This is a genomic window from Olleya sp. NP1-10 (genome assembly GCF_055804415.1).
Genome location: NZ_CM147840.1, coordinates 3,450,593 through 3,465,431 on the forward strand (window position 1 = coordinate 3,450,593; position 14,839 = coordinate 3,465,431).

Below are 14,839 nucleotides of genomic sequence, written 5' to 3' on the forward strand. Positions count from 1 at the left end.
CTATCTTTAGGTAGCTTTTTTTGTACATATTTTTTTAAATTTATTATGCATGCATAATAAATTTTTATTATCTTTGGAAGTAACAAATTAATTGAGTTTTCAATATGAAAGACAAAACCATTGATTACATGCTAAGGACCACTTGGTTAGCTGTCAACAAGATGTACAATGAAGAAGCTGCTAAATTTGGTACAACAATGGCAACTGGTTTTACTTTACTAAGCATAGATCAAGACGAAGGGACTCCTTCAACATCACTAGGACCAATTATGGGTATGGAAGCAACAAGTCTATCTCGTATACTTAAACGTATGGAAGAGTTAGATTTAATTATGCGTAAACCTAACCCTAACGATGGTCGTGGTGTTTTGATATATTTAACTCCTTACGGAAAAGAAAAAAGAAACGACGCAAGAGAACGCGTTCTAGTTTTTAATGAGGCTATAAAAAGTAAAATACCTCAGGATAAACTAAAACACTTTTTTGAAGTTTCTGAAACTATTAACGAAATGATTTCTAACAAAAAGATTTACAATCAAAAAGAACACACTTTAAAATAATCATGAGCAAACGTAGAATTAAAAAAGTAGCCATTATTGGTTCCGGAATTATGGGAAGCAGTATCGCTTGTCACTTCGCCAACATTGGTGTAGATGTACTATTATTAGACATCGTACCTAGAGAATTAAACGACAAAGAAAAAGCTAAAGGTCTAACTTTAGAAGACAAAGTCGTTAGAAACAGATTAGTAAATGATGCCTTAACTGCATCACTAAAATCTAAACCCTCTCCTATTTACAGTCAAGCTTTTGCAAGTCGTATTACCACAGGTAATTTAGAAGACGACATTGCTAAAGTAGCAGACGTAGATTGGATTATGGAAGTTGTTGTAGAAAGACTTGATATTAAACAACAAGTTTTTGAAAAACTAGAACAATACAGAACACCAGGAACATTAATCACCTCTAATACTTCTGGTATTCCAATTAAATTCATGAACGAAGGACGTAGTGAAGATTTCCAAAAACACTTCTGCGGAACGCACTTCTTTAATCCTGCACGTTACTTAAAATTATTCGAAATAATTCCTGGACCAAATACGGATGCTTCTGTACTAGAGTTTTTAAATGAATATGGCGAAAAATTTTTAGGAAAAACATCTGTTGTTGCTAAAGACACACCTGCTTTCATCGGAAACAGAGTTGGAATCTTCAGCATCCAAAGTTTATTTCATGCTGTAAAAGATTTAGATCTAACAGTTGAAGAAGTAGATAAATTATCAGGACCAGTTATTGGTCGCCCTAAATCTGCAACCTTCCGTACGGTTGATGTTGTTGGATTAGACACTTTAGTTCACGTAGCAAACGGAATTAGAGAAAACTGCCCTAATGACGAACGTTTAGAGTTATTTGAATTACCAGATTTCATCAACACCATGATGGAAAACAAATGGTTAGGAAGTAAAACTAAACAAGGATTTTACAAAAAAAGCGTTTCTGCTGAAGGCAAAAAAGAAATTTTAGCTTTAGACTTAAACACCTTAGAATATAGACCTTCTAAAAAAGCAAAATTTGCAACTTTAGAACTTACGAAAACGATTGATAAAGTTGTTGACCGTTTTAAAGTATTAGTAAAAGGAAAAGATAAAGCTGGTGAGTTTTACAGAAAAAGCTTCACTGCATTATTTGCTTACGTATCTAATCGTATTCCAGAAATTTCAGACGATGTTTATAAAATTGACGATGCTATGAAAGCTGGTTTTGGTTGGGAACACGGACCATTTCAAATTTGGGATGCTATTGGTGTAGAAAAAGGTATCGAGTTAATGAAAGCTGAAGGTTTAGAACCAGCTGCTTGGGTTAATGAGATGATTGCTTCTGGAAATACATCTTTCTATACAGTAAAAGAAGGTGCTACATATTTCTATGATATTCCTTCTAAAACACAAACAAAAATTCCTGGTCAAGATAGTTTCATCATCTTAGATAATATCAGAAAAACTAAAGAAGTCTTTAAAAATTCTGGAGTTGTTGTCGAAGATTTAGGTGACGGAATCCTTAACGTAGAATTCCAATCTAAAATGAATACCATTGGTGGTGACGTTTTAGCTGGATTAAATAAAGCTATTGATTTAGCCGAAAAAGACTTTGCTGGTTTAGTGGTTGGTAACCAAGCTGCAAACTTCTCGGTTGGTGCAAACATCGGAATGATTTTCATGATGGCTGCAGAGCAAGAATATGACGAGCTTAATATGGCTATCAAATATTTCCAAGATAGTATGATGCGTATGCGTTATTCTTCTATCCCAACTATTTCTGCGCCTCACGGAATGGCTTTAGGTGGTGGATGTGAATTATCACTACATGCAGACAAAGTAGTTGCAGCAGCTGAGACTTACATGGGACTTGTAGAGTTTGGTGTTGGTGTTATTCCTGGTGGTGGAGGTTCTAAAGAAATGGCTTTAAGAGCGCAAGATCTTTTCCAAAAAGGAGACGTACAACTTAACGTGTTACAAGAGCATTTCTTAACTATTGGTATGGCTAAAGTATCGACTTCAGCTTATGAAGCTTTCGATTTAAACCTACTTCAAAAAGGAAAAGATGTTGTTGTAGTAAATAAAGATCGTCAAATAGCAGTTGCAAAACAACACGCTATGTTAATGGCTAATTCTGGTTATACACAACCTGTAAAACGTACTGATGTAAAAGTATTGGGTAAACAAGCTTTAGGTATGTTCTTAGTAGGAACAGACTCTATGCAAGATTCTAATTACATTTCAGAACACGATATGAAAATTGCTAATAAATTAGCTTACGTTATGGCTGGTGGAGATTTATCTGAACCAACTTTAGTTAGCGAGCAATATTTATTGGATTTAGAGCGTGAAGCATTCCTTTCTCTTTGTACAGAACGTAAAACATTGGAAAGAATTCAACACATGTTAACCAAAGGAAAACCTTTAAGAAACTAAGAAAAAAATGAAAACAGCATATATAGTAAAAGCATACAGAACAGCAGTTGGTAAAGCACCAAAAGGCGTGTTCCGTTTTAAAAGAACTGATGAATTAGCTGCAGAAACCATCAAACACATGATGAAAGAGTTGCCTAATTTAGACCCAAAACGTATTGACGACGTTATTGTTGGTAACGCAATGCCAGAAGGTTCTCAAGGATTAAATATGGCACGTTTAATCTCTTTAATGGGATTAGATATAGTGGATGTTCCTGGAGTAACTGTAAACCGTTTTTGCTCTTCTGGAGTAGAGACAATTGGTATGGCAACTGCAAAAATACAAGCTGGAATGGCAGATTGTATTATTGCTGGTGGAGCAGAAAGTATGAGTAGCGTACCAATGACTGGTTTTAAACCAGAATTAAACTACGATATCGTAAAATCTGGTCATGAAGATTATTATTGGGGAATGGGAAATACTGCAGAAGCTGTTGCAAAACAGTTTAAAGTATCTCGTGAAGACCAAGATGAATTTGCTTACAATTCACATATGAAAGCATTAAGAGCGCAAGCTGAAAATCGTTTTCAAGATCAAATAGTACCAATCGAAGTAGAACAAACTTACATTGATGCCAACGGAAAGAAAGCAACTAAATCATACACGGTAACTAAAGATGAAGGTCCTAGAAAAGGAACTAGCAAAGAAGCTTTAGCTAAACTTAGAGCTGTATTTGCTGCTGGAGGAAGTGTTACAGCTGGTAACTCGTCTCAAATGAGTGATGGAGCTGCTTTTGTAATGGTTATGAGTGAAGACATGGTTAAAGAACTAGGTTTAGAACCTATTGCAAGAATGGTTAACTATGCTGCTGCAGGTGTTGAGCCTCGTATTATGGGAATCGGACCAGTAAAAGCCATTCCAAAAGCATTAAAACAGGCAGGTTTAAAACAAGACGATTTAGCGTTAATTGAATTAAACGAAGCCTTTGCTTCTCAATCTTTAGCAGTAATTAGAGAATTAGGTCTTAACCCAGATATCATTAACGTAAATGGTGGTGCAATTGCATTGGGTCACCCATTAGGATGTACAGGAGCAAAACTTTCAGTACAACTTTTTGATGAAATGCGTAAGCAAGACATGAAAGGTAAATATGGTGCTGTTACCATGTGCGTTGGTACTGGTCAAGGTGCTTGTGGAATATTTGAGTTTCTTAATTAAGAATCAAGACGCTTAGAACCAAGAGGCAAGACGAAAACTAGACGCTATGCATAACTTCAAAAAGTTGAAAATTTGGATTGAAAGTATGGAGTTAGTTTCAGAGTCTTACAAAATAACTCGAAGTTTTCCAAAGTTTGAAACTTATGGATTAATGAGTCAAATGAATAGATGCGCTGTTTCTATTCCTTCAAATATATCTGAAGGAACTAGTAAAAGTTCAAATAAACATTTTGCAAATTATTTAGAGCACAGTTTAGGTTCGGCATTTGAATGGGAAACACAACTGAATGTCGCTTTTAATGAAAGTTATATTTCAGAAGAAAAATTTAAAGAATTAGAAAACAAAATAAAACAAATACAAAAAATGATTTCAAGTTTCAAATCTGGACTTAAACTGTCTTGATTCTTGGTTCTAGAAATCTAAAAATCGAATAAAAATATGGCAGATTCAGAAAAAGATATCCTTCGTGGAGGTCAATTCTTAGTAAAAGAAACAAATTGTGACGATGTGTTTACTCCTGAAGATTTTTCAGAAGAACAAGCAATGATGAAAGATTCTGTAATGGAATTTAATGACCGTGAAATTATACCACATAAAGCACGTTTTGAAGCTAAAGACTATGCACTAACTGAAGAAGTTATGCGTAAAGCTGGAGAAATGGGCTTTTTAAGTGTTGCTGTTCCTGAAGATTTTGGAGGAATGGGAATGGGATTTGTTTCTACAGTATTAACATGTGATTACATTTCTTCTGGAACTGGATCATTTAGTACTGCTTTTGGTGCACATACAGGTATTGGTACTATGCCAATTACTCTTTATGGAACTGATGAGCAAAAACAAAAATACGTACCAAAATTAGCTTCTGGAGAGTGGTTTGGTGCTTACTGTTTAACAGAGCCTGGAGCAGGATCTGATGCCAATTCTGGTAAAACTACCGCGGAACTTTCTGCAGATGGTAAATCATATAAAATTAACGGACAAAAAATGTGGATCTCAAATGCAGGTTTCTGTAGCGTGATGATTGTTTTTGCTCGTATTGAAGATGATAAAAACATTACTGGATTTATCGTTGAATATGATGGTGAGAATCCTAACGGAATTACTTTAGGTGAAGAAGAACACAAATTAGGTATACGTGCGTCTTCTACGCGTCAAGTATTTTTTAACGACACTGTAGTGCCTGCTGAAAACATGTTAGCTGGACGTGGTGAAGGTTTCAAAATTGCAATGAATGCACTTAACGTTGGACGCATTAAATTAGCTGCTGCTTGTTTAGATTCGCAAAGAAGAATCTTAACAACTGCTGTAAATTATGCAAACGAGCGTAAACAATTTAAAACACCTATTGCTGAATTTGGTGCTATAAAAACTAAATTAGCAGAAATGGCTGCTAGTGCTTATGCTGGTGAATCTGCGACTTACAGAGCTGCTAAAAACATTGAAGACAGAATTGCAATGCGTGAAGCTGCTGGAAATACTCATCAAGAAGCAGAACTTAAAGGTGTTGAAGAATATGCAATCGAGTGTTCTATCTTAAAAGTTGCTGTCTCTGAAGATGTACAAAACGCAGCAGATGAAGGTATCCAGATTTTTGGTGGAATGGGATTCTCTGAAGAAACTCCTATGGAATCTGCTTGGAGAGATGCTAGAATTGCTCGTATTTATGAAGGTACTAATGAAATCAACAGAATGTTAACCGTTGGTATGCTTGTTAAAAAAGCTATGAAAGGTCACGTTGACTTACTAGGTCCAGCATCTAAAGTTCAAGAAGAATTAATGGGAATACCATCTTTTGAAACTCCTGATTATTCTGAATTATTTTCAGAAGAGAAAGAAATGATTAAAAAGCTTAAAAAAGCCTTTTTAATGGTTGCTGGTGGTGCTGTTCAAAAATTTGGTCCTCAATTAGAAGAGCACCAACAATTATTAATTGCAGCTGCAGATATCTTAATTGAGATCTACATGGCAGAATCTGCAATTTTAAGAACTGAGAAAAACGTTAAACGTACTAGCGAAGCAGAGCAATCTGCTCAAATCGCAATGGCTAAATTATACTTATATCACGCTGTTGATATCGTTGAAGAAAAAGGAAAGGAAAGCATTATTTCTTTTGCTGAAGGAGACGAACAACGTATGATGTTAATGGGGCTTAAGCGTTTTACAAAATACGCTAACTATCCAGATATCGTAGACTTACGTATCGAGATTGCTGAAAAAGTAAAAGCAGAAAACAAATACTGCTTCTAAAAATTAAGTTTTAATTATCCTAAAAAGGCTACTTTGTAATGAAGTAGCTTTTTTTGTTCCTTAAAACTTACTCTTCGCAATCTTAATTATATAAATCATTTAAGCTTTAATAAATTTGAAAAGTATAATCAATCCTCTAGTAGCAGAGGATTGTTTGGAATTAAGTTTGTCAAACAATTATATAACCAAAACTACTAGTTAAAAAATAAAATAATTTATTCTTCAAAAACAATAAAAAATATGAGCTTAAACTTTATAAAAACTATTTTTTTATATATTTAAATTCAAAAACCAACTAAATATATAAATATGAAAAAAATTGGAGGTTATATGGCCTTTTTCGGGTTATTCGCTATTGTTTTAAGTTTTATGGGACGTGTTCCTACAATATTAATGTGGATTTATGAATGGGGAGAAACACCTGCTTGGATCATTAAAATAGGACTTATTGTTATTGGAGGTGCTTTATTTTTTATGGGCAAATCAGAAGAACCAACAATAGAAAATGAAACTAAAAATGAAGTTGTTGAGTAACAAATATTGTTATAAAAGTTTAAAAGCTGTTTCTATTTTGAAACAGCTTTTCTTTTTTCGTATTTTTAGGAAAAAAATAAATGAAAAAATTAATTCTTCCCTTATTACTATTAACAACTGTTATAGCCTCTGCGCAAACTAGTCAAAAAATATACGATATTATTGATGCTGTTTCTGCAGAACGTATAGAAAAAGACATTCAAAAATTAGTCGATTTTGGTACTAGAAATACGTTTAGTGATACTATTTCTGAAACAAGAGGCATTGGTGCAGCCAGACGTTGGATAAAATCTGAATTTGAAACTATATCAAAAGACTGTAAAGATTGTTTAGAGGTGTTTTATCAAAAGGATTTTGTAACTAAAGAAGGTAACAGACGTGTACCACACGATGCTTGGGTAGTAAACGTGGTTGCGATTCAAAAAGGTACAAAATATCCAAATCGTTACATTATAATGAGTGGAGATATTGATTCTAGAGGTAGTGATACCATGGAGTTTACTAAAGACGCTCCAGGTGCTAACGACAATGCGTCTGGTATGGCTGGAACAATTGAAGCTGCTAGGGTTTTATCTAAACATCAATTTGAAAACAGTATTGTTTATGTTGGCTTATCTGGTGAAGAACAAGGTCTTTTTGGTGGTGGTGGTTTAGCTAAATATGCTAAGGAACAAAACTGGGATATTATTGGTATACTTAATAATGACATGATTGGAAACATTAAAGGTGTAGATGGTGTTATTGACAACCGTACGTTTAGAATTTTCTCTGAACCTGTTCCTGCTAACGAGACTGAAAAACAGCGAAGATTAAGACGTTTTTATGGTGGTGAAGTTGATGGTATTTCACGTCAATTAGCACGATATATCCATAAAACTGTAAAAACGTATATGCCAGAAATGAATCCGATGATGGTTTATCGTTTAGATCGTTTTGGTCGTGGTGGACACCACAGACCTTTTAATGATCTTGGTTTTGCAGGAATTAGAATTATGGAAGCTCATGAAAACTATACGCAACAACACCAAGATATTAGAGAAGAAAATGGTATTAAATATGGAGATGTTATAGAACATGTTAATTTTGAATACGCTAAAAAACTAACAACTGTTAATGCAATAAATATGGCCAATTTGGCTTGGGCTCCTCCTGCTCCAACGACTGTTGCTATTGGTGGTATTGTAGAACCGTCGGTTAAATTTAAATGGGATAAAGTTGAAGGTGCTGTTGGTTATAAAATATATTGGAGAGATACCACGTCTCCAACTTGGGATCATAGTCGTTATGTTGGTGATGTTTCAGAGTTTATGTTAGATGGTATTGTCATAGATAACTATTTTTTTGGAATAGCTTCGGTAGGAAAAGATGGTTTTGAAAGTCCTGTTGTGTTTCCTAATAAAATCATGCGATAACCTTACACCTTTTATAAGATAACAAACAAGCCATTTCAGATTGAAATGGCTTGTTTGTTTATTCTATTTTTCATTTTAAAAAGTTAACTTATAGAGTCTTTTACTTTTTCTTCTGCTGTAACATTAGATAAATTAATAGCAGTTTCAATTAAAGCTAAATGTGAATAGGCTTGTGGAAAATTACCTAATAATCGTTTTGTTTTAAAATCTATATCTTCACTAAACAAGCCTAAATGATTACTATAAGACAACAGTTTTTCGAATTGTTCTGTTGCTTTTTGCTCCTCTCCTATTTTATATAAACTATTTATAAACCAAAACGTACAAATAGTAAAAGATGATGAAGGTAAACCAAAATCGTCTTTATTTTTATATCTATATAATAAACCTTCATAACATAAATCACGCTCTATAGCTTTAACGGTACTTACAAATTTGGGGTGTTTTGCATCAATAAATCCATAAGATTCCATTAATAAAACTGAGGCATCTAAATCCTCAGAGTTATAAGCTTGAGTAAAAGCTTGTGCTTTTTCGTTCCAAGCATTTTGCATGATGTCTTTTCTAATATCCTGTTCTAAAGCTTCCCAACGTGGTAATTTGGATGTTTTACCTAATATTTTGGCTACTTTTAAAGCTTTGTCTACTGCTGTCCAACATAATACTTTTGAAAACGTAAAATGCTGATCTCCTTCTCTAAATTCCCAAATACCTTTATCTGGTTCTTGCCAATGATTACTTACTACCCAAACAATACCTTTGGTCATGGTCCACAACTCTTCTCCATTATCGATATCATTACTAAAATTAAGAAGTAATTGATGTATTACGTCCATTAATATTCCATAAATATCATTCTGCTTTTGCATATAAGCAGCATTACCAACTCTTACTGGACTTGAGTTTTTATAACCTGAAAGATGGTCTAAAGAGGTTTCTGTTAATTTTTTTCTCCGCTTATACCATACATGATTTGTAATTTCTCATCCTTTTCAGGCATCAAATCTATAATAAACTTTAAGTAACGTCTGGCTATATTTTTATGACCAAGTTTTGACATGACCTTAATGACCATGGACGCATCTCTAATCCAACAAAAACGATAATCCCAGTTTCTGACTTCTCCTATCGTTTCTGGTAACGATGTGGTCGCTGCTGCCAAAACTGCTCCTGTTTTATCATAACTTAGTAATTTTAAAGTCATGGCACTACGTGAAATCTGTTTGTTATATTTCTTATATGTTGGTGTACGCTCTAACCAATTTAACCAATAAACTTTAGTACGCTCATATTCTAAACTTGCATATTTCAAGTTTGGTACAAATAGTTTTTCGTTATAACCTACCAAGAAAAAATGATCAGAATCTAATGTAATAACATCTCCATTTAAGACCTTTTCTTTGTCTAAATCTGTATATAAAAATAACGTATCATAGGTATCTTCATTATTTAAACTGACAATAAAATCATCTTTTACATAGGTTGAAGTTACGCCTTTTGCATATTCTAATTTAGGGTCATAAGCCACCTTTATTTGGGGTTGTCCAGAGATGTATTTAATATATCTAATAAACTCTGGAGGAGAATGATAGCTTCCGTTTGGCTTATGATATCTTGACATAAAATCAATAACTTCAAATATATTATCGCCTTCTGTAAATCGTGTAACTAATATTGCAGTATCTTCAAGATAAAATTGTTCTGTAGTATAGCCATCGTCAACTTTAAATCCAAAACTACCTCCAATATCATCATCTAACAACTTAGCGAAAACTGATGCTGAATCAAATTTAGGCAAACAACACCAATCTATTGATGCATCTTTTGATATTAAAGCAGCACTTCTACAATTTCCTATAATTCCGTAATCTAAATTGTTCATTATTTTTCTGTTTAAAGTAGTGGTATAATTACTAATTTCTTTAAATTAACAAAAAACTATAAAACCATCCAAAATATTACTATGAATAAAACAATAATAGTTTCGAATAGGTTACCGCTACAAATATCAATAGATCAAGACCAGCTTAATGTAACACCTAGTGTTGGTGGATTGGCAACAGGTATGAAATCTGTTCATGCAGATGGTAATGGACTTTGGGTTGGTTGGACTGGTATTACTGATGAAGAATTAGATACTGACCTAAAAAAAGAGGTTGATGCAAAAGTTAAAGATGCAAAATGTAAAGCTGTTGGACTTACACAAGACGATATTGACCAGTTTTATTTAGGATTTAGTAATCGTACTTTATGGCCTTTATTTCATTATTTTTTAGAATATACTGAGTTTGAAGACAGCCAATGGGAAGCTTATAAACGTGTTAATCAAAAATTTGCTGAAGTCGTTTTAGATACCATTGAAGATGGAGATACCGTTTGGATACATGATTACCAATTATTATTACTACCGCAACTAATTAAAGACGTTAAACCAGAAGTAACTATCGGTTTCTTTTTACATATACCTTTTCCATCTTACGAGATTTTTAGGACGTTTCCTTGGCGTGAAGAGTTATTAACTGGTATGCTTGGTGCTGATCTTATTGGTTTTCATACCTACGATTATGAACGTCATTTTTTAAGTTCTGTTAAAAGAATTTTGCGTTTAGATGTTAATTTTAATGAAATTACTTATCATGATAGGGTTGTAAAAGTGGATTCTTTTCCAATGGGAATAGATTATAATAAATTTCATGATGCTGCTTTAGAACATGATAATCCTAACACTGAAATTTCTGAACTTCAAAAAAGAATTGATACTCATTTAAATGAAGATGATGACAAAAAATTAATCTTATCTATAGACCGTTTAGATTATACCAAAGGAATACCAAATAGAATTAGGGCTTTTGAATATTTTTTGAATAAACATCCCGAATACAAAGAAAAAGTAAGACTAGTAATGCTTGCTGTACCCTCTAGATCTGGTGTACCACAATACCAATTATTAAAAAAAGAAACCGATGAATTAGTCGGCAGGATAAATGGAGAGTTTTCAACAGTAAGTTGGACTCCAATCTGGTATTTTTACAGATCGTTACCCTTTGAAAACTTAATAGATTTATATACTTCTTCAGACATTGCATTAATTACTCCTGTAAGAGATGGTATGAATTTAGTTGCTAAAGAATATGTTGCCACTAGAACTAAACAAGATGGTGTATTAATTTTAAGTGAAATGGCTGGAGCTGCCAAAGAAATGAATGAAGCTTTACTTATTAACCCAAATAGTTTTGAAGATTTTGCATCTGCACTTAAAAAAGCATTAACAATGCCTTTAGAAGAACAACATAATAGAATGAAAATTCTTCAGAAACGTTTAAAGCGTTATGATGTTGAAAAATGGGCTGACGAATTTTTTAAAACCCTTGAGGCTACTAATAAATTACAAGACGTAGTCGTATCTAAAAAAATAAATGAATCTGTACAAAACGATATTGTTGAAGCTTATAAAAAAGCAAAAAAACGATTAATCCTTCTTGATTATGATGGTACTTTAGTTGGCTTTAAAGACAATCCACAAGATGCAAAACCAGATGATGAACTTTACGGTTTATTAGACCAGTTTGAAAATCAAAATAACACCAAATTATGTTTAATAAGTGGAAGAGACAAAGCCACTTTTGAAAACTGGTATGGTAATAAATCTTATGATTTAATTACAGATCATGGAGTATGGATGAGAGAACAAAATCAATGGACACCCTTAGAAATTTTAAAAACAGAATGGATGACAAACATTAAACCCATTCTTGAAACTTTTGTAGACAGGACTCCTGGTACATTTATAGAAGAAAAAGAATACTCTTTAGCTTGGCATTACAGAACAGCAGATCCAGAACTAGCTCAAATACGTACCATGGAACTAAATACTGTTTTAACCAGTATGGTTGCTAATAATGAGTTATCTGTTTTACAAGGAAACAAGGTTATTGAAATAAAAAGTAGTAACGTTAATAAAGGTAGAGCTACAACACAATTGTTAATGAAAGAAGACTATGATTTTATTTTAATAATGGGAGACGATTGGACAGATGAGTATATGTTTGAAGTAGCTCCTGATTTGGCTACAACCATAAAAATAGGATACGTTAAAACAAAAGCTAAATATCAAATTAAGGATCCAGAAAAAGTTAGAGCACTTTTAAAGCAGTTAGTTTAATTATTTTTATTAAAAACTAATCTATTTTTGTTCTTTACATTCAATTTAAATACATGAAAAATCTAGTTATATTAATTACTTGTTTTATTGCAACTTATTGTATATCTCAAAATAATGAAGGTTTACTTCAAGAAAAAAACAATTTTACACATCAAGACACACTTCGTGGTAGTATTACTCCAGAGCGTGAATGGTGGGATTTAACGCATTACCATTTAGACATTAAGGTTAATCCAGAAGACAAAACTATTACTGGAAAAAACACAATCACTTATAGCGTTTTAAAACCGTATCAGGTTTTACAAATAGACTTACAAGAGCCATTAACTTTAACTAAAGTGACTCAAAATAATAAGAAATTAAAGATAAAGCACGATGGAAATGCGCATTTTGTAACTCTTGAAAAACAACAAAACATAGGCGAAATTAATAGTGTTGTTGCTTATTACGAAGGTAAACCACGTGAAGCAGTTAGAGCTCCTTGGGATGGTGGAATTTCTTGGAAAAAGGACAATAACGGAAAACATTTTATAGCCTCCTCATGTCAAGGTTTAGGTGCTAGTGTTTGGTGGCCCAATAAAGACCATATGTATGATGAAGTTGACAGTATGGATATTAGCGTTACCATTCCTAAAAATTTAATGAATGTTTCTAATGGTAGGCTTAAAAGTATTGTAAATAATAAAGATGAAACCATTACAACCCATTGGCACGTAGCAAATCCTATTAATAACTATGGTGTAAATATTAATATTGGTGATTATGCTAATTTCTCTGAGGTATACAAAGGAGAAAAAGGAGATTTAGATATGAACTACTATGTACTAAAAGACAATCTAGAAAAAGCTAAACTACACTTTAATGATGCTCCAAAAATGATGAAAGCATTTGAGCATTGGTTTGGTCCTTATCCTTTTTACGAAGATAGTTTTAAACTAGTAGAAGTCCCTTATTTAGGCATGGAACACCAAAGTTCTGTGACTTACGGTAATAGATATATAAAAGGGTATTTAGGTCGTGATTTATCTGGTTCAGGTTGGGGTTTAAAATTTGACTTCATCATTATTCACGAAGCTGGTCATGAGTGGTTTGCTAATAATATTACAAATGTGGATATTGCTGATATGTGGATTCACGAAAGCTTTACAGCTTATTCTGAAGGGTTATTTATCGACTTTTATTATGGAAAACAAGCTTCGGCAGATTATGTTATTGGTACAAGACGAAATATTCAAAACGACAGACCTTTAATTGGGCATTATAATGTTAATAAAGAAGGATCTGGGGACATGTATTATAAAGGTGCAAATATGCTTCATACCTTACGTCAACTTGTAAATAATGACAAAAAATGGAGAGAAATACTACGTACTCTAAATCGTAAGTTTTATCATCAAACAGTTACAACACAACAAATTGAAGAGTGTTTAGCAGAAGAATCTGGTTTGGATTTAAAAGGCTTCTTTAATCAGTATTTGCGTACTACAAATATCCCTGAATTACAGTATAATTATGATGGTAAAAAATTAACTTACAAATGGAATAATACAGTTGAAAACTTTGTAATGCCAATTCAAATTGAAGTCAATGGTGTTTCACAGTGGATTACACCAAATTCAAAAAATCAAACTCTAAAATTAAAAACTAAAAACGCTGAGATAGTTATAGACAGAGATTTTTATATAGAGACAAAAAAACTTTAAAATGAATCGTAAAGAGCTCTATTTTAAAACAGATATTGAATGGAGAGCGTGGCTACACGACAATCATGATAACGATGAAGGCGTTTACCTTATCTTTTACAAAGTAAACCACAAAAAACAAAGTATGCGTTGGGAAGAGGCTGTAAAAGTTGCTTTATGTTATGGCTGGATCGATAGTACTGTTAAAAGTTTAGGCGACGGAAAACGTAGACAATATTTTTGCAAACGAAACCCAAAAAGTGTGTGGAGTGCTTTAAACAAAAAACATATTAAAACTTTGATAGCTGAGGATTTAATGCATCCAAAAGGTATAGAAATAATTGAAGTTGGCAAGCAAAACGGAAGTTGGACCGCTTTAGATGCAGTTGAAAAAGGCATCATTCCAGACCTGTTACAACTTGCATTTGACAAGAATCCCAAAGCTTTTAGTAACTACAATAACTTTGCACCTTCCTACAGAAAAAGTTATTTATATTGGTTAAACCAAGCTAAACGAGAGGCTACTAAGCAAAAAGAGTTACAGAAATTATTAAATTATGCGAAGCTAATATTAAATCTAGAGAGACGTGGTAGTATAATCATTTTGAAAGGCTTTAAATATTTTCCGACTG

Annotated in this window: 9 protein-coding genes and 2 pseudogenes; 10 read left to right on the forward strand and 1 reads right to left on the reverse strand. The window is 33.0% G+C overall.

Annotated elements, in window-relative coordinates; genetic code table 11:
- Window positions 1-104 precede the first annotated feature (104 nt).
- The 7 genes from AC0L4B_RS16245 (at window position 105) to AC0L4B_RS16275 (ending at window position 8,363) form a co-directional block, all read left to right on the forward strand.
- Window positions 105-560: a MarR family winged helix-turn-helix transcriptional regulator gene (locus AC0L4B_RS16245; protein ID WP_028291275.1), complete on the forward strand. Its 456-nt coding sequence runs from the start codon at window positions 105-107 to the stop codon at window positions 558-560.
- A gap of 2 nt (window positions 561-562) precedes the next feature.
- On the forward strand, window positions 563-2,971 hold the full coding sequence (locus tag AC0L4B_RS16250) for a 3-hydroxyacyl-CoA dehydrogenase/enoyl-CoA hydratase family protein (RefSeq protein WP_473437830.1): 2,409 nt from the start codon (window positions 563-565) through the stop codon (window positions 2,969-2,971).
- A 7-nt stretch (window positions 2,972-2,978) separates the two neighbouring features.
- Window positions 2,979-4,169, forward strand: coding sequence for an acetyl-CoA C-acyltransferase (locus AC0L4B_RS16255; RefSeq protein WP_473437831.1), 1,191 nt, complete (start codon window positions 2,979-2,981; stop codon window positions 4,167-4,169).
- A gap of 46 nt (window positions 4,170-4,215) precedes the next feature.
- Complete coding sequence (locus AC0L4B_RS16260; protein ID WP_473437832.1) at window positions 4,216-4,572, forward strand: four helix bundle protein; 357 nt, start codon at window positions 4,216-4,218, stop codon at window positions 4,570-4,572.
- Window positions 4,573-4,608: 36 nt separating this feature from the next.
- On the forward strand, window positions 4,609-6,417 hold the full coding sequence (locus AC0L4B_RS16265) for an acyl-CoA dehydrogenase family protein (RefSeq protein ID WP_473437833.1): 1,809 nt from the start codon (window positions 4,609-4,611) through the stop codon (window positions 6,415-6,417).
- A gap of 309 nt (window positions 6,418-6,726) precedes the next feature.
- Window positions 6,727-6,951, forward strand: a complete 225-nt coding sequence (locus tag AC0L4B_RS16270) for a hypothetical protein (protein WP_054851480.1) — start codon at window positions 6,727-6,729, stop codon at window positions 6,949-6,951.
- An 80-nt stretch (window positions 6,952-7,031) separates the two neighbouring features.
- Window positions 7,032-8,363 carry a M28 family peptidase gene (locus tag AC0L4B_RS16275; protein WP_473437834.1) on the forward strand — a complete coding sequence of 444 codons (1,332 nt, stop codon included), beginning with the start codon at window positions 7,032-7,034 and terminating at the stop codon, window positions 8,361-8,363.
- An 83-nt stretch (window positions 8,364-8,446) separates the two neighbouring features.
- Here the strand turns inward: AC0L4B_RS16275 and AC0L4B_RS16280 are convergent.
- Window positions 8,447-10,245, reverse strand: a pseudogene (locus AC0L4B_RS16280) (glycoside hydrolase family 15 protein).
- Between the two features lie 81 nt (window positions 10,246-10,326).
- On the opposite strand from AC0L4B_RS16280, the gene AC0L4B_RS16285 reads away from it, so the two are divergent.
- The 3 genes and pseudogenes from AC0L4B_RS16285 (at window position 10,327) to AC0L4B_RS16295 (ending at window position 14,801) form a co-directional block, all read left to right on the forward strand.
- Complete coding sequence (locus AC0L4B_RS16285) at window positions 10,327-12,525, forward strand: bifunctional alpha,alpha-trehalose-phosphate synthase (UDP-forming)/trehalose-phosphatase (protein ID WP_473437835.1); 2,199 nt, start codon at window positions 10,327-10,329, stop codon at window positions 12,523-12,525.
- Window positions 12,526-12,578: 53 nt separating this feature from the next.
- Entirely contained in the window at window positions 12,579-14,228 is a 1,650-nt protein-coding gene (locus AC0L4B_RS16290) for a M1 family metallopeptidase (RefSeq protein ID WP_473437836.1), read from the forward strand.
- A 1-nt stretch (window position 14,229) separates the two neighbouring features.
- A pseudogene (locus AC0L4B_RS16295) lies at window positions 14,230-14,801 on the forward strand (YdeI/OmpD-associated family protein).
- The last annotated feature ends 38 nt before the right edge of the window (window positions 14,802-14,839 follow it).